General features: G+C 30.6%; 15 protein-coding genes and 1 pseudogene. 11 read left to right on the top strand and 5 right to left on the bottom strand.

Features of this window, described 5'->3' with window-relative positions:
- Positions 1 to 604 precede the first annotated feature (604 nt).
- Positions 605 to 1,402 carry an EFR1 family ferrodoxin gene (locus KPL54_RS05700; RefSeq protein WP_216105658.1) on the top strand — a complete coding sequence of 266 codons (798 nt, stop codon included), beginning with the start codon at positions 605 to 607 and terminating at the stop codon, positions 1,400 to 1,402.
- A gap of 334 nt (positions 1,403 to 1,736) precedes the next feature.
- On the opposite strand, the gene KPL54_RS05695 is transcribed toward KPL54_RS05700, so the two are convergent.
- Positions 1,737 to 1,886 carry a lmo0937 family membrane protein gene (locus tag KPL54_RS05695; protein ID WP_216105657.1) on the bottom strand — a complete coding sequence of 50 codons (150 nt, stop codon included), beginning with the start codon at positions 1,884 to 1,886 and terminating at the stop codon, positions 1,737 to 1,739.
- A 306-nt stretch (positions 1,887 to 2,192) separates the two neighbouring features.
- On the opposite strand from KPL54_RS05695, the gene KPL54_RS05690 reads away from it, so the two are divergent.
- Together KPL54_RS05690 and KPL54_RS05685 are read left to right on the top strand one after the other, a co-directional pair.
- On the top strand, positions 2,193 to 2,402 hold the full coding sequence (locus KPL54_RS05690; RefSeq protein ID WP_207715017.1) for a helix-turn-helix domain-containing protein: 210 nt from the start codon (positions 2,193 to 2,195) through the stop codon (positions 2,400 to 2,402).
- 494 nt (positions 2,403 to 2,896) lie between these two features.
- Entirely contained in the window at positions 2,897 to 3,148 is a 252-nt protein-coding gene (locus KPL54_RS05685; protein WP_216105656.1) for a kinase to dihydroxyacetone kinase, read from the top strand.
- Positions 3,149 to 3,204: 56 nt separating this feature from the next.
- On the opposite strand, the gene KPL54_RS05680 is transcribed toward KPL54_RS05685, so the two are convergent.
- Both KPL54_RS05680 and KPL54_RS05675 read right to left on the bottom strand, forming a co-directional pair.
- The gene (locus KPL54_RS05680; protein ID WP_216105655.1) at positions 3,205 to 3,969 is read right to left on the bottom strand and encodes an EFR1 family ferrodoxin; all 765 of its coding nucleotides are present in this window, start codon (positions 3,967 to 3,969) and stop codon (positions 3,205 to 3,207) included.
- Between the two features lie 145 nt (positions 3,970 to 4,114).
- Positions 4,115 to 4,846 carry a GntR family transcriptional regulator gene (locus tag KPL54_RS05675; RefSeq protein ID WP_216105654.1) on the bottom strand — a complete coding sequence of 244 codons (732 nt, stop codon included), beginning with the start codon at positions 4,844 to 4,846 and terminating at the stop codon, positions 4,115 to 4,117.
- Positions 4,847 to 5,159: 313 nt separating this feature from the next.
- On the opposite strand from KPL54_RS05675, the gene KPL54_RS05670 reads away from it, so the two are divergent.
- The 7 genes from KPL54_RS05670 (at position 5,160) to KPL54_RS05640 (ending at position 14,438) form a co-directional block, all read left to right on the top strand.
- Positions 5,160 to 6,482 carry an MFS transporter gene (locus KPL54_RS05670; protein WP_216105653.1) on the top strand — a complete coding sequence of 441 codons (1,323 nt, stop codon included), beginning with the start codon at positions 5,160 to 5,162 and terminating at the stop codon, positions 6,480 to 6,482.
- A gap of 45 nt (positions 6,483 to 6,527) precedes the next feature.
- Entirely contained in the window at positions 6,528 to 7,550 is a 1,023-nt protein-coding gene (locus KPL54_RS05665; protein WP_216105652.1) for a zinc-binding alcohol dehydrogenase family protein, read from the top strand.
- A 49-nt stretch (positions 7,551 to 7,599) separates the two neighbouring features.
- Positions 7,600 to 8,670, top strand: coding sequence for a mannonate dehydratase (gene uxuA / locus KPL54_RS05660; RefSeq protein ID WP_216105651.1), 1,071 nt, complete (start codon positions 7,600 to 7,602; stop codon positions 8,668 to 8,670).
- A 44-nt stretch (positions 8,671 to 8,714) separates the two neighbouring features.
- Complete coding sequence (locus tag KPL54_RS05655) at positions 8,715 to 9,728, top strand: zinc-binding alcohol dehydrogenase family protein (RefSeq protein WP_216105650.1); 1,014 nt, start codon at positions 8,715 to 8,717, stop codon at positions 9,726 to 9,728.
- Between the two features lie 130 nt (positions 9,729 to 9,858).
- On the top strand, positions 9,859 to 11,472 hold the full coding sequence (locus KPL54_RS05650) for a mannitol dehydrogenase family protein (RefSeq protein WP_216105649.1): 1,614 nt from the start codon (positions 9,859 to 9,861) through the stop codon (positions 11,470 to 11,472).
- A 631-nt stretch (positions 11,473 to 12,103) separates the two neighbouring features.
- Entirely contained in the window at positions 12,104 to 13,018 is a 915-nt protein-coding gene (locus KPL54_RS05645) for a TetR/AcrR family transcriptional regulator (protein ID WP_216105648.1), read from the top strand.
- Positions 13,002 to 14,438 (top strand): MDR family MFS transporter, encoded by a 1,437-nt coding sequence (locus KPL54_RS05640; protein WP_268038231.1) that lies wholly within the window; start codon positions 13,002 to 13,004, stop codon positions 14,436 to 14,438. The genes KPL54_RS05645 and KPL54_RS05640 overlap by 17 nt, the downstream gene beginning before the upstream one ends.
- Positions 14,439 to 14,591: 153 nt before the next feature.
- Here the strand turns inward: KPL54_RS05640 and KPL54_RS05635 are convergent, their stop codons facing one another.
- Positions 14,592 to 14,786 (bottom strand): hypothetical protein, encoded by a 195-nt coding sequence (locus KPL54_RS05635; RefSeq protein WP_268038712.1) that lies wholly within the window; start codon positions 14,784 to 14,786, stop codon positions 14,592 to 14,594.
- A gap of 42 nt (positions 14,787 to 14,828) precedes the next feature.
- Between KPL54_RS05635 and KPL54_RS05630 the strand changes: the two are divergent.
- A pseudogene (locus KPL54_RS05630) lies at positions 14,829 to 15,086 on the top strand (putative sulfate exporter family transporter); the annotation flags it as partial.
- 145 nt (positions 15,087 to 15,231) lie between these two features.
- On the opposite strand, the gene KPL54_RS05625 reads toward KPL54_RS05630, so the two are convergent.
- The gene (locus tag KPL54_RS05625; RefSeq protein ID WP_216105646.1) at positions 15,232 to 15,810 is read right to left on the bottom strand and encodes a TetR/AcrR family transcriptional regulator; all 579 of its coding nucleotides are present in this window, start codon (positions 15,808 to 15,810) and stop codon (positions 15,232 to 15,234) included.
- Between the last annotated feature and the right edge of the window lie 100 nt (positions 15,811 to 15,910).

Below are 15,910 nucleotides of genomic sequence, written 5' to 3'. Positions count from 1 at the left end.
AAACAGGTAAATTTTCTGTTTTTATTTTTGCTGCTATGTTCCATTACATAATCTTTTAAATGATCCTGTATCTCACTAATACATCTTTCTGTAATTTTGCTAATCATAAATAACCCCCTAATTACTTTTGTGCGGCTTAGATCACTAAGCATTATCTCTAGGATAAATCCCTGAAAAATAACAAGAATTGTGTTTGGATTACACTTTCAGTAAATATATATGCTCTTGTGATAGGTATTTACAGTAGAATCATAAATTATTACTAATTATTTTTAAAAAATAGTAATGTTGTAAATAAATATGAGATATGTAATTAGCTTAGTTCATTGATTTATAAGGCTTTATAAGTGATTTGCTTATTGAATTACAAAATTATCAGAGGGGGTATATAATAGAGTAGAGTTTTAAAAGTTGGAAAATTATTTATAAAGACAATTTTCATTTTATATTAATAAGGTGTTTTTGTTTTTTTGTAATATATATATATATTTATCTTTCAATGTAGATATCTTAGGGGTTTGCGATAATTACAAGAGGTGGTAATAAATTAAAATAAAGTGTAATGGTAGAAAATCAAAGAACATAGAAGGAGGAGGAATTAGTTATGTTAGGAACACATATCAACTTTTATTATTATTCAGGAACCGGAAATACATTGTTGATAGTTAAAGAGATGATAAAAAACTTTTCCGCAAAAGGAATACAGGTTTCGTTATATAAAATTGAAGATACTGATCCAAAGAAAATAGACATTGCTACTCCTTTCGGGATTGCCTTTCCGGTTGCTTTCCAATCTACATTGCCATTCGTATGGAATTTACTTGAAGCGCTTCCAAGGGCTGAGAAAACACCTGTCTTTATGGTGGATACCATGATGGCTTTCTCCGGTGCTGTTGTAGGTCCACTGAAAAAGGTTTTAACAGAAAAGGGATATAACTGTATCGGGGCTTGTGAGATTGTAATGCCTAATAACTGGCTTCCCAAACAGATAAATGAGGAAGAAAATAGAAAAAAAATAAACAGTGGTCTTAGAAAGGCTAGAGAATATGTAGAGAACCTTATTGAGGGTAATACCTCCTGGGGGCGTATCCCATTTCTTTCTAAAGGACTGTATCATGCCTGCTGCAACAATTTTGTGATGCAACATATAAATCTGGCTGAAGGACGAAAAATTACCGTGGATAAGGGAAAATGCATTAAATGTGGTCTATGCTCTAAATTGTGTCCGGTGAACAACATCAATATGAAAGAGTATCCCCAATGGTACGACTCGTGCGAGTTATGCATGCGATGCTTAAGTTTTTGCCCAGTTAATGCAGTAATCATTCCGGGTAAAAAGTTCAAACAATATCGAGCCGTTAAAGCAAAGGAGCTTACGGAGAAAACACTTGGAGAAAATTAAAATCACAGTAAAATGATAGGAAGTAAAAACTTACAGTTTTTGCTAGAACCTCGGAGGTCATTGCATAGTCGCATAAATTGTAAGCACGTGTTTTCTATAGATGATGAAGTATATGAGCAATTATCTGCATCTTGCTAAGAGTGATTTAAAGTATGCGAATTTTGGTCTTACAAATTGCACAGACGAAGTAGAAATTAATTATGCGTTAGCAAATTAATGTTGCACATAAAATTAGACTTACCCTTTAGGGTAAGTCGTTTACTTATAATATCATTAATATTTTTTATACCTAACTTATTTAAGTCACTCCATTTTTTGTTATAAGCTAGACTTTCTAGCGTCTTCTTCCACCAATAAGATCAAAAATAAATATAATTACAGCGATGACAAGCAACGTGTGTATCATGCCCCCACCAATATTAAGTACAAATCCCAATAACCATAAAATTATCATTATTCCTACTATCGTTCTTAAAAGTCCCATATATATCACCTCCTTTTTTGGTATAATAGCTTTCTATGTTAAATTTATTTAAACTATTAACTTCTTTTTCAAATACGCTCATTCTTTCAAATCTAATATAAGATTAAATATCTTCTTATTGGATTAATTTGTTACACATAAATGCATTGGGCCATCAGAATATTGCCATAGATAATATACAAACAGAATGTTATAATTATAGCATGACTAATTAACGTAATAAGCTATCATTTACGACATAATGCGACAAACATATTAAGGAAATGGTTTTATATTATTCCAATAATTAAGGAGAGGTGTGATGCTATGTATAAATTTAAATTTAAACTTGAAGCAGTGAGAAAACTCAAATGTATGACCCAAAAGAGATTAGCATATTTATCAAATTTATCACAAAGCCATATTAGCGAGTTAGAAACAGCGAAGCAAAGTCCCACATTGAAAACCGTAGAAAACTTAGCGGATGCACTAAAAACACATCCAGATAAATTATTAGAGGTAGATACAAATCATTAATAGAAAAGAGAATTCAATAAATGAATTCCCTTTTAATATATATACATATTTAATTTTAAACTAAGTAGAGTATAGTAATTTATTTTAATATAAGTTATTTTTCTTTGTCTTATCACATATCGTAAAGACCTCTTATTTATAAGCTTTTACTACCCTCTAAAAACTCTGAAGATTTAATTTGATGTATTGGACTATCCCCTTTCTATTAGCGATTATTTTTACTTTATCTAATGAAGGTTAACAGTTAATTATGCTTCTTTGTTTATGAGATAATGATACCATGGTAATCGGTATTTGTAAAGAGTTATTTTTAATTAATAATAAATATTGATAAAAATAAAATTAAAAGAAAAATATGGTATAATACTATTAAGTCAGGCGACAATATATTAAGTAAATATATTACTTCACAGTAGTTTTTAAAAAAGCAATTTCCATATGATTTGAAGATAAATAATAATTTATATAATAGAAACAGCAAAGGAGAGTGTAGTATGATTGAATACAAATTTGATACGCAATTATTAATCGAAGGACATAATCTTTCTGAAGATGCAATAAACGAATATATTACAAATAATTTTAAAGGTGATTGTTTGCTTGCTGTTGGTGACGATGAATTAATTAAAATTCATTTTCACACCAATACACCATGGAAGGTGCTTGAGTATTGTACTTCTTTGGGAGAAATTTATGATATCGTTGTAGAAAACATGGAACGTCAAACCCTGGGGCTCAAAGGTTAAATGCATGTTTTATCTAATTAGATAAAGAGAGGTTGAAAATTGTGACGGCAATTTTTCTAAAATAATTCTTTTACTTTTATATGTGGATTATGGTATCTTTCTTTATTTAATGAATCATTTTTATATTCAATTGCTGTATTTGGACACCAGTGAAGGCACGCCAAGCATTGCTCGCAATGTTGTTTCCATAAAGGTTTTTTGTTTAACATCTCTATATTTTTAACAGGGCATACTTTTATGCAAATTCCACAGTTAGTACATTTTGAGTTCGTCCAAAAACCTTTAGAAAAATCTTTTGGATTGAAATTAAGGTGCATTTTTTCTTCAGAGATCTTATCGTTTATAGTATCTATTTTGGTAATTATATTATTATTAATTTTTGAGACTATAGTTAATGTGATTGATTTTTGATCATTTATTCTATTTATAAAATCTTCCTTTGGGTGTGGATAATACATAAACCACATATTACCTGGCATAGCTATGCTGAAATTTGCAGAAAGTTTTGTACCTTTAGAAATAAGAAGTTCATCTATTTGCTCAAAAGTTAGAGCAGCATAACTTCCAAAGTTAGCAACAGCAAAAATGTATGTTTTAGGATTAACTTCGAGGTTTTTTATAAATTCAGCTACAAGACGCGGAAGTCCCCTATAGTATACGGGAAATACGAATCCTATTTTCTCAGATGATGTGTCACTAGTGATTTTCATGTTCTCATTGCATATACGGATAGTTTTACTGTCAGGTAAGTTATCACTTAAATCTTTAGCTATTTTCAAAGAATTACCTGTTCCACTAAAATAGTAAATAGTTGTACTCATTAAATCAACTCCTGATAAGTAAATTTATTATAGTATCATACTTGTGACACACTTATTCTTTCGGTTGGGCTTATTCCCCAAAATGAGCTTTCGCTACTAGCTGGAGTTAAACTTGATCCCCGTACTAAAGGCGCGTAAAATAATATTATTTAATCATTTTTAAGAAATCTTTTTTTAAAAAATTTTCAATATCATCTGAAGCACAATGAAAATAATCAGGATATTCTTCAATTAATGCTTTCTCTTCTTTATTTTGCTGAGTAATGTGTAATTCTATTAATATTTTAAGATCTTCGACATTTTCATCCAGTATCAATTTTAAGAACCGCTCGTGCTGGTCAATTACATAGTTCACTACTAATACATTCGACAAAGCCATAAATCGAACTCGCCGATAATGACCAGACATATTATCTAATGCTTCCCAGCATAGCATCTTATTAGATGCTCTAAAGAAGACTTCGTGAAATTGATCATCATATTCTAAAAATGATTCCATGTCTTTTTTAGAAATACATTCCTTCTGCTTTTCCAAATTGTCCTTTAGCTCAGCCAAATCTGAATCTGAGTGGCATTTTAAAAATAATAATAATACCTTTTCTTCCACGCACAGTCGTAAAAACCGTTCTTCCTCAACTCTGTTTAAATCTATTTTTGAAATAATAGTCCCTTTTTTTGGTATCGTTGTAATGAGCCCTTCCTTTTGTAATTTAATAAGTGAATCTCGTACTGGAGAACGACTAACCCCCAACTGTTCTGCAATTTCTTTTGTATTAATAGATTCACCAGGTTTTAAATTTAAATACATGATATTCTTTCGTAAACTATAATAAACGCTGTCACCAATTGTAACAGCCCGTTTTTCTTCATAAGACATAAGATACCTCCAAAGTATTTGTTATATGCTAATCTAATATTATACCACATAATATTAGATTATTTCAAATATGCAAATATATATTCTGAAGTTTACTAGAGCATTTATTGATAAAGATTTATCAAAATGTTATTAAAAGTTTTATTGACATAAATATATAACCATGGTAACATACTAATATGCTAACATGTTAGCAAACAAAATAAGAATTTAGTTTTTGATAAATTAAATTAGTTATTTTTTTTGACCAACATGTAATGGTTTACTTATATGTAATAGCTCTTTAAAAAATACAAATATTAGGGGGATTAATATGAATCTAGAAGTGAAAACTCAAGTTGACGCTAAAATGGAAAGAAGAAAGAATTTAATTTTACTGTTATTATTTCTAGCAGGTGTAGTGAATTATCTGGATCGTTCTGCGCTTTCTATATCGGCACCGTTCATTCAGAAAGATTTAGCTTTATCATCAATAGAAATGGGTGCTATTTTCAGCTGCTTTTCTATTGGATATGCGTTATTTAACATAATCGGAGGAATTGCGTCTGATAAATATGGTGCAAAAAAAACATTATTAGTAGCTATGATTGTGTGGTCATCTTTTAGTGGAGCTATTTTCTTTGCAGTAGGTTTTCTTAGTTTGATAATCATAAGGATTTTATTTGGAATGGCTGAAGGTCCATTATCAACTACAACTAACAAAATGATAAACACTTGGTTTCCACCAAATAAGAGAGCTAGTACAATGGGAATTGCTAGTAGTGGAACACCACTTGGCGGTGCAATTTCTGGACCTATTATAGGATTTATCTGTATTAAATATGGTTGGAGAATTTCTTTTATTATTATCATGTCTGTTGGGTTTATTTGGGCTATTGCTTGGTGGAAAATCGCTAAGGAGAAATCAAATAATGAATATCAAGATGTGGAAAGTCAAGAAGAAGTTTCAAAAAATATGCAAATCGAACAAGAAAAGCCTATTAATAAGATAAAAACTTCTTTTTACTTAAAACAGAAAACGATTATATTTACTGCCATCGCATTTTTTTCCTATAACTACATTTTGTTTTTCTTTTTAACTTGGTACCCAAGTTACTTAATTAAAGAGAGAGGATTATCTATAGCAACAATGAGTATTGTAAATATAATTCCATGGACGCTAGGGTTTATAGGATTAGCATTTGGAGGGATTCTTTCTGATAAGTTAGTTAAAAAATTTAAAAATAGACATGTTCTATTTTCTAGGAAAATTATTGTAGTTAGTTGTCTGTTTATTGCCGCGGTTTCTATTATTTTAGCAGGAGTAGTGACAAATACAGTAGGATCTATATCAATGTTAGCAATTGCCGTATTTTTCATGTATTTGACAGGTGCTATATATTGGGGAATTGTAGACGATGTAGTAGATTCTAACAATGTAGGTTCAGTAGGTGGATTTATGCATGCAATTGGGAATTGTGCAGGTATTTTAGGACCTTTGGTAACTGGATTTATAGTGCAATACACAGGTGGGTTCACAATAGCATTTATTTTAGCTGGAGTTATTGCTTTGATCGGTTCTTTAGGAGCATTGAGGTTCGTAAAACCTATTTCGAAAGCGGATTATGAAAATGCTCCAAGAGTTGCTATAAAATAGAATCTTTAATACTTATTCAAATAAAATAATTTAGGAGATGTCAAAATGAAAGCAGTTATGATTAGAAAACCTTACGACTTACAAATTGTAGATATGGATGAACCTGTAATTACAGAGCATGATAATGTATTAATTAAAATGAAAGCGGCTGGTATTTGCGGTTCGGATGTGGGCATTTATCATGGTCAAAATGCAGCAGCTACTTATCCAAGGGTTATTGGACATGAGATGGTTGGAGAAGTAATAGAGATTGGTAATAATTGCACGAAAATTAAAGTTGGTGATAGGGTAATTATAGATCAAGTAGTTAACTGTGGTGAATGTTATGCTTGTAAACATGGGAGAGGAAACGTTTGTGCAAACTTAAAGGTAAGAGGAGTGCATATTCATGGTGGATATCGTGAATATATTGCAGTGCCAGAATCTGATGTATATATATTGCCAGATGATTTATCATATGAGGATGCGGTAATGATTGAACCAGCAACGATTGCAGTACAAAGCTGTTCTAGAGCAGAGCTTTGTAAAGAGGATACTTTACTTATACTTGGATGTGGTGCTTTAGGAAGCAGCATATTAAAGATCGCAAGATTAAGTGGAGCTACAATTATAGCAGTAGATGTAGTAGATGAAAGGATTGAAAGAGCAAAGGAAAATGGTGCAACTTATGGAATAAATATTTTAAAGGAAGATGTGGTGGCAAGGGCTAAAGAATTGACTGAAGGATATGGACCAACAGTTTCTATTGATGCAGCTTGTACGAAAGACTCACTTGCAACATTGTTAGAATTAACAGGAAATGCAGGTAGAGTAATTACAATGGGATTTTCTATAGATCCAACAGTTGTTACTCAATTTAAAATTACTTCAAAAGAACTGGATGTAAGAGGTTCTAGATTACAAAATAAAAAGTTTCAAGAAGTTTTAAATTTAGTTAAAGAAGGAAATTTAGATTTGAAAAATAGTATTTCTCATACATTCAATTATCTAGATGCGCAAAAGGCATTTGACTTTGTAGATAGTAAAGATCCTAGTATTAGAAAGATAGTATTAACTTTTGATAAGTAGTTAAAATTTATATAAAAATAAAACTTTATAATTAGAGGAGAAAAAAATTATGGATATGACATTAAGATGGTTTGGAAAAAAATTTGATTCAGTAACTTTGGAACAAATTAGACAAATACCAGGAGTTACTGGAGTAATTACAACACTATATGATACAAAACCTGGAGAAGTATGGGAAACTGAAAAAATTCGTGAAATTAAAAAAGAAATTGAAGATGCAGGATTACAACTAAAAGGAATTGAAAGTGTAAATATCCATGATTCAATTAAAGTAGGAACACCTGATAGGGATAAATATATTGATAATTACATTAAAACTTTAGAGCGATTGGGACAGGAAAGTGTAGATTTGGTATGTTACAATTTCATGCCTGTATTTGATTGGACGCGTTCAGATCTTGCAAAATTAAGAGAGGATGGGTCTACAGTATTATCCTATGATCAAGAGTTAATTGATGCAATCGATCCAGAAAAAATGATGGATTCTATGGATAAAAAGTCTAATGGTTTTGTGCTTCCAGGATGGGAACCAGAACGCATGGCAAAAATCAAAGAATTATTTAATTTATACAAAGATGTAGATGAAGAAAAATTATTTGCTAATTTAAAATATTTTTTAGAAAGAATTATGCCAACTTGCGAAAAATATGGGATTAAGATGGCAATTCACCCTGATGATCCATCTTGGCCAGTGTTTGGTTTGCCAAGGATTATGACATCAAAAGAAAATTTATTAAAATTAGTAACTATGGTTGATAGTCCTTGTAATGGAGTTACTTTATGTACAGGCTCCCTTGGATCCAATCCAGATAATGATATTCCTGATATTATACGTTCTTTAAAAGGAAAAATTCATTTTGGACATCTTAGAAATATTAGACATCTTGCACCAGGTAAGTTTGATGAAGCTGCACATTTGTCTTCTGATGGTTCTCTTGATATGTTTGAAATAATGAAAGCATTATATGATATTGGATTCGATGGAGTTATTAGGCCAGATCATGGAAGGGCAATTTGGGGAGAGGTAGCGATGCCTGGATATGGCTTGTACGATAGGGCTTTAGGAGCTACGTATTTAAATGGTATTTGGGAAAGTATAAAAAAATGTCTAAGTAAGTAAATTTAAGTGATATATAAGTTGAAATAAATAGGAGGAATAGTTTTATGAAATCAGTTTATTTGGAGAAACCAAATGTGATAAGAATTGAGGAAATTAAAGAACCTATTAGAAAAGAAAGTGAAGCATTAATAAAAATTAAATCAGTAGGTATCTGTGGCTCAGATGTAGGAGCATTCAGGGGGTCTAATCCTCTTGTTAGTTATCCAAGAATTATAGGACATGAATTAGCAGGCGAAGTATTGGAAATAGGCGAAAATAAAAGAGGTATAAAAGTTGGAGATAAAGTAATTATTGATCCATATATATATTGTGGCAAATGTTACCCATGTAGTATAGGAAGAACTAATTGCTGCGAAGATTTAAAGGTATTAGGAGTGCATATTGATGGTGGCATGGTTGAAATGTTTACGCATCCTTCGGAAATGTTATATAAGGTTCCAGATAATATACCCTGGGAACAAATTCCAGCAGCTGAGCCTTTAACTATAGCTTTACATGCTATTCATAGAACACATGTTAAAGCAGGAGAACATGTAGTTATCAATGGAGCAGGTGCCATCGGTGTTCTTAGTGCTTTATCAGTAATAGCCTATGATGCAATTCCAATATTAGTTGATATTGTTGATGAGAGATTACAATTTGCAAAAGGATTAGGAGTAAAGTATATTATTAATCCTAATAATGAGGATTCAATCAAGGTAATAAAAAAAATTACTAATGAAAGAATGGCAGAAGTAGTAATTGAGGCTTCAGGTGCTAATTCCGCTATAAGAAATACTATTGATTATGTATCATATGGAGGAAGAATTGCTCTTACAGGATGGCCTAAAAAAGAGACAAGTATTCCGACAGATATGTTAACAAAAAAGGAAATTGATTTTGAAGGATCAAGAAATAGTGCAAATGAATTTGAGGAGGCATTAAGATTAATGTCTAAAGGAACTGTTGATGTTAAATCGGTTATTAGTAAAGTAGTAACATTAGATCAGGTTCCAAAGGCAGTAAAAGAGCTTTCAGAACATCCTGAAAGATATTTTAAAATTAATGCTATATTATAAGAATTAAGAAAATTTTTAAGTTAATAATATAGATTGTCTATGTAACGTTAGACATCTATATTGTTAATTTCAATTAGTACTGGGTTTAAATATAATTAAAAACTATTTATAAGAGAGGATGTTCTTAAATATGAAACAAATAAACTTAGAGTTAAATAAATCAAGTATTAAAAAAGTAGAAGGATGGAAAAAAGCAGGAATAGAACTTCCAGAATTTGATTGTGATAAGATGTCAGATTTAACAACAGAAAATCCTACATGGGTACATTTTGGAGCAGGAAACATATTTCGTGGATTTATTGCAAATTTGCAACAAACGTTATTAAATAATGGAATTGCAGATACGGGTATTATTGCAGTTGAGGGATATGATTATGAAATTATAGATAATATTTATACTCCTTATGATAATCTAAGTTTGCTCGTAACTATGAAACCAGATGGTTGTTTAGATAAAAAAGTCATTGGAAGTATAGGTGAAAGTTTAGTATGTGATTATTCAAGGAAAGATGAATGGAAACGCCTACAAACAATATTTACAAGAGCATCTCTAAGTATGGTAAGTTTCACGATAACTGAAAAAGGTTATAGTTTAAAAAATATTTCACAGGAAGATGTAGCAGATGGACTAAAACATCCGAGGAGCGTTATAGCTAAAGTTGCATCTCTCATGCATGAAAGGTATAAAAGTGGCGAATTGCCTATTGCACTTGTAAGCATGGATAATTGTTCGCACAATGGAGAAAAACTCTATAAAGCAATAAATACAATTGTAGAAAAATGGGTTAACAATGGTTTGGTTGAGAAAAACTTTCTAAAGTATATCAATAATCCAGATAAAGTATCATTTCCATGGAGTATGATAGACAAAATTACACCAAGACCCTCGGATAGTGTTAAAAAAACATTGAATTTATCTGGGTTTGATAGTACCGATATAGTTATTACAAAAGGTAATACTTATATTGCACCTTTTGTTAACGCAGAAGGACCACAATATCTTGTATTAGAAGATAGTTTTCCAAATGGACGTATGCCACTTGAAAAGGCTGGAGTGTTTTTCACTGATAGAGAAACTGTGGAAAGGGTAGAAAAAATGAAGGTGTGTACTTGCTTAAATCCACTTCATACAACACTTGCAATTTTCGGATGTTTACTTGGATTTAATCTTATTGCAGATGAAATGAAAGATCCTGCTTTAAAGAAGCTGGTGGAGAATATTGGATATATTGAAGGGATGCCAGTGGTTGTTAATCCTAAAATATTCAATCCAGAAGATTTCATTAAAGAAGTAATTGAGGTAAGACTTCCTAATCCATATATACCAGATACTCCACAAAGAATAGTATCAGATACTTCTCAAAAAATTGGGATAAGATTTGGCGAAACAATTAAATCTTATATAGAAAGAGAGGACCTAGATCCTAAAAGTCTTAAATATATACCACTTGCTATTGCTGGTTGGTGTAGGTATTTAATGGCTAAAGATGATAATGGTAAGGAAATGGAACTAAGTCCTGATCCTTTACTAAATAAACTTAAAGCTTATGTTTCGGATATAAAGTTAAGTGAAACAGAAAAGGTAGGTAGTAAGTTAAAACCAATACTTTCTAATGAAGAAATATTTGGGTTGAATCTTTATACTATAGGTCTTGGAGAAAAAGTGGAAAATTATTTCAATGAAATGATTGCTGGTGTTGGAACAGTAAGGCTTACATTGAATAAATATGTAAATTGCAAGTAACTTTTAATTTATGTAGTATAAATCAGCATCCGTGCATACAAATGCTGGGGTAACTGTTGCTGTGGCATTAATGTCAATAGGTATTTGTTTCTTATATCTAATTGGATCCATTTATTGGGCAATTGATAAAAAATGACTTTATAGAAGTAGATATTATTAATAAGTGATTTTTAATAACAAAAAGGGAATTCAATAAAATGAATTCCCTTTTAATATATATACATATTTAATTTTAAACTAAGTAGAGTATAGTAATTTATTTTAATATAAGTTATTTTTCTTTGTCTTATCACATATCATAAAGACCTCTTATTTATAAACTTTTACTACCCTCTGAAAACTCTGAAGATTTAATTTGATGCAATGGACTATCCCCTTTCTATTAGTGATTTTCTTACTTTATCTAATGAAGGTTAACAGTTAATTATGCTTCTTTGTTTATAAACTAATAATAACATGGTAATCTGTATTTTTAAAGACTTATTTTTAAGTAATAATAGATATCGAACAATCTGAGCTTGAGATGCTTAAAGCATTCTTTTATTTAAGGGCCTTGATTTATTAAAAAAAAAGGAGTATATTAATACAGTACTATAGTGTACTCAATGGTACTTATGAGTTTTAGTGGGAGATGATTAAGATAGACGAAAAGCAAAAATTGATTATGGATGTAGCAAAAGAGTGTTTTAGTAAGCAGGGACTTCAATTTACTTCAATATATGATATTGTAAAAACATGTAAAATATCTAAAGCCACTTTTTATAAACATTTTTCAACAAAAGAGGATTTAGTTTATGAAATATTGGCTTATTCTAATAAAAATTTTCTAAGTAGAGCGAGAGCTATTGATGAAAATCTTGAAATAAATAATAAAGATAAATTAAAAAAGAAGATAATTCTAGTGTGGGAGTATATGATTTCTAATACTCCTTTTAATTTATTTATAATAGAAAATTTTTCTCAGATCAAAGGACAACCAATGTATAAATTTAAAGAAACTATAAGAGATAATTTATTATCAGAGTATCACAAGAGTTTAACTACGCTATATGGAGATGAAATAGAATCTATTGTGTGGGAAACGGTTTTTTTAATAGACAGTTTAGTACATGAATTTATTTTGATTATGCGGATCAAAAAGGAAGAATTTGAACCGAGCTTTGTTGGTGATTATGTTATACGAATTATAGAAATGACAATAAAAGAGCTAAAAAAAGTTCCATCTGTTATAGATAAATCCTTTTTTTACTCTGGGAATGGTGATGCAAGCGATAATTTATTTTCATCTGAGCAATTGATTATTTATAAAACAATAGGAGAGATAAAGGATCTTATTGTAAAACATGATACTGTTATTGACCCGAAAAAATTAACAGAGGCAATAAACATGGTAGAAAAAGAAGTTGAATTAGGATTGTATAATTCCTTAATTATGGATGCAATGCTATCATTTTTGGAAAAAGAAAAATCGTTAAAAATAGAGATAGCTATATTTAACAAGTTGAAAAGTAAATTAGGGGATGATACTCGTGGAGGTAATAAGTAAAAAAGAAAGAAATATAATTGTATCTATAGTAATAGTAGGGTCGTTTTTAAGTTTGCTTAGTCAGACAGTGCTAACGGCAGCACTACCAAGTATAATGAAAGATTTTAAAGTGGATGCTAACATAGGTCAGTGGTTGACTACAATTTATTTGTTAGTACTCGGTATAACTATTCCAACTACAGGATATTTAGTAAATAGGTTTAGCACAAGAAGATTATATCTTAGCGCTATGGGACTTTTTTTTATAGGATGTATATTTTCTATATTTGCTACAACATTTAATCTTATGGTAGCTTCGCGTATTATTCAGGCAATGGGAGCTGGTATTCTTGTACAATTGGTACAAATTATTGTACTAAAGTTATACCCTATTGAGAGCAGAGGTGCGGCTATGGGTATAATCGGGATCACAGTTGGGTTCGCTCCATCAATTGGGCCTACACTTTCTGGATTTGCAATCGACGCTTTTGGGTGGAGGAGTTTGTTTTATATACTTGCGGGTATATCTATTTTGGATATTGTAACAGCGTTTTTCTTATTAAAAAATGTTGGTCAAACCAGAAAAGACAAATTAGACATAAGATCTCTCATTTTATCTACATTGGGATTTGGAGGACTACTTATTAGTTTTAGTAATCAAGGAAGTTATGGATGGGTAAATCCAATTACATATGTTCCATTAGTTGTTGGCGTTATATCACTTATTATTTTTACACGAATACAAATTAGTTCTGAAACTCCATTTTTAGAGTTAAGAGTGTTTAAAAGTAGTGTGTTTACGGTTAGTACTATTTTAACCTGTATTATTTATGCTGCTATGATGTCAGCTACGATTCTGCTTTCTATTTATATCCAAAGTATTCGTGGGTATTCTGCTGTTAGCTCTGGGCTTATAATGCTTCCTGGTGCTTTGTTTTTAGCTATATTAAGCCCTACGACGGGGAGAATACTAGATAAACATGGCCCACGTATTTTATGTATAGTTGGTATGTCAATGCTAGGTATAGGAACATATGCTTTTTCATATTTAGGTGAAAATACTTCAGTAATCTACGTATCTATTATGTATTCTTTTAGAATGATAGGTCTGGTCATGATCTTATCCCCACTTACCACTTGGGGAATTAACTCACTTGATAATAAGCAGATTGCACATGGTGCTGTAATTAATAACACATTACGTCAAGTATCGGGCGCTATTGGTTCAGCTATTCTGATTACTGTAATGACAAATGCTGTTAAGCATAGTGGACAAACATCAGCTATACTTGCGAGTATTCATGGAATGAATGTATCTTTTAGAATGGCCTCAATTTTAATTGCAATTGGACTTGTAGGTATAGTCCTTTATGTAAAAGATGGAAGGTCAAGAGAAGAAGTTGTGAATTTTGAAAATTGTACAGCGGAGTCAAATGAATAAATAAAATGAAGACTACTTAGCATAAGCTGTCTTTCTAATTTTTAACAACAAAAAGGGAATTCAATAAATGAATTCCCTTTTAATATATATATATACATATTTAATTTTAAACTAAGTAGAGTAATTTATTTTAAACAAAAGTCTATAAAAGTGTTAACAAAGTTCCCCTCTATTAGTGCTAAATTCTATTTCTAAGTTTCTATAAATGCTATCCAATTCAATAGCGTACTTATAAAGAATTTTACCTTCATCAGTTAATTTTATACTTTTCCAACATTTCTTTATAAAAATTACACCATAATATACCTCAAGAAATTTTATATTCTGAGATACTGCCGGTTGAGTTATATTTAAAATTTCACTAGCTTTTGTAAAACTTTTTATTTTTACTACAGTTATAAAGCTTTCGGGCTTTGGGCAGGTACAGCTATAAATGATACGTCTTCCGTAGTTGCTGCTGGATATGTATATAGTAATGCAGCAGGAGTCTATGCTACTATTGTTAAGCTCACAAGAACTACTATGATTATACCGATATCTCTTATTTTTGCCTTTGTTACTGCTTATAAAAAGAAAAAAGAATCCAAAAATCATTCAAAGGTTAATTATAGTTTCAGAAAAATATTTCCCTGGTTTATTGTATGGTTTCAGTAGCTAGCGTTATTATTTTGGTGCAATTTGTTACTGGGCAAATCTAATACATTGAAAAGAGAACATAATGTTCATCTTTAAGCAATATAGTACATTTGTCACTTTCATAGTTAAACTAAAATCTCTTGCTCCAACTGAAGCCTTAACCACAAAATTCGCTCCTATTCCTTAAAATAGACGTAATGAAATCATCAATCATTATTTGAAAACTCGTCTCTAAGTTTACCGGATTTTGAAAATATCCATGTGCACTTAAAGAGACAAAGCCATGCAGAAGGCTCCTCAATTCTCTACTTTTATGAATTGTGAGACTTTCGTCCGTTATATAATAATTTAAAATCTTGCGTATAATAATGTTAATTCCATCGGCTAAACGTTTTACATCATCATCTTGTGTATTTGGAACATTCATATAAACTCCATAAGCAGTCTTATTTTCCAAAGCAAAATCTCTATAAGCGTATGCAAACTCTCTGATAGCAATTTCACCACTTTTACCAACTAACCTTTGCATTAGCTCTAAATTCAAGTTAGTTAAAAGATATACTGTCATTTTTATTTTAAGATTATCTATATTAGCAAAATGATTATATAAAGATTGATATTTTATACCCAGTTTTTCCGCAATCTTTTGGAAAGTAATCTGATTAATTCCAATTTCATCGGCCAACAAAACAGCTGTTTCAATAATTTTTTCCTTGGTTAAGTTTCGCTTTTGCATAATTTAATCGCCCTTTCCAATTTTACTTATTAAAAATAGTTTATCATTATAATCTATTTTTATCAAACTACAAACAGTATTTTTAAACTATGTTTTATAG

Origin of the sequence: Clostridium estertheticum (genome assembly GCF_018861295.1) — a bacterium.
GTDB lineage: Bacteria > Bacillota > Clostridia > Clostridiales > Clostridiaceae > Clostridium_AD > Clostridium_AD estertheticum_D.
This window is presented reverse-complemented; position numbering and strand designations above follow the sequence as displayed.